Source organism: Bacillus sp. SA1-12 (genome assembly GCF_000981385.1).
Lineage (GTDB): Bacteria > Bacillota > Bacilli > Bacillales > Bacillaceae > Metabacillus.
On sequence record NZ_LATZ01000062.1, the window covers coordinates 1 to 525 of the forward strand.

Sequence of the window (525 nt, forward strand, 5' to 3'; positions counted from 1 at the left end):
CGGGTAAAGAACCAGCCACCGCCATTAAGCAGCCAGTGATTAACGTTTCCACGCTCTGATAAGCCATCAATCATCATTTGCTCATGGTTTCCACGTACAGCTCTGAACCAGGGGAATGTGATTAATTCCAGGCATTCAACGTTCTCTGCACCACGATCAACCAAATCGCCCACCGAGATAAGCAGGTCTTTTTTGTTGTCGAATCCAATCGTATCCAGTTTGTTCATCAGGTTCGTGTAGCATCCGTGCAGATCGCCAACTACCCAAATATTTCGGTATTTGCTGCCATCAATTTTTTCGTAATAGCGCATCTCTTTCACTCCATCCGCGATGAACCATGAGAACGTCGTTGACGATGGCGTGCATTTTCCCGTCTTTATCATCAACGTATTTTCTGACCGTACCGCGACTACATTTCAGTCTGCGTGCTACTTCTGTCTGATTTCCGTATGTTTCAACGAGCATGTCTGGAATGGTTTTTACTGAGAACGTCATGCGGCCTCACTTCTGCTATTTCGCAGGTCT

General features: G+C 46.3%; 2 protein-coding genes. Both read right to left on the reverse strand.

Annotated elements, in window-relative coordinates; translation table 11 throughout:
• Positions 1-311, reverse strand: a 311-nt coding sequence (locus tag WQ54_RS17670) for a metallophosphoesterase (RefSeq protein WP_003067982.1), incomplete at its 3' end; no start/stop codon positions are given.
• Positions 289-495, reverse strand: coding sequence for a phage NinH family protein (locus WQ54_RS17675; RefSeq protein ID WP_002901791.1), 207 nt, complete (start codon positions 493-495; stop codon positions 289-291). The genes WQ54_RS17670 and WQ54_RS17675, both read right to left, overlap by 23 nt.
• Between the last annotated feature and the right edge of the window lie 30 nt (positions 496-525).

Excerpts from the sequence above, each read along its gene's own strand:
- WQ54_RS17675 (WP_002901791.1), bottom strand. The coding sequence starts at position 495 with ATGACGTTCTCAGTAAAAACCATTCCAGACATGCTCGTTGAAACATAC.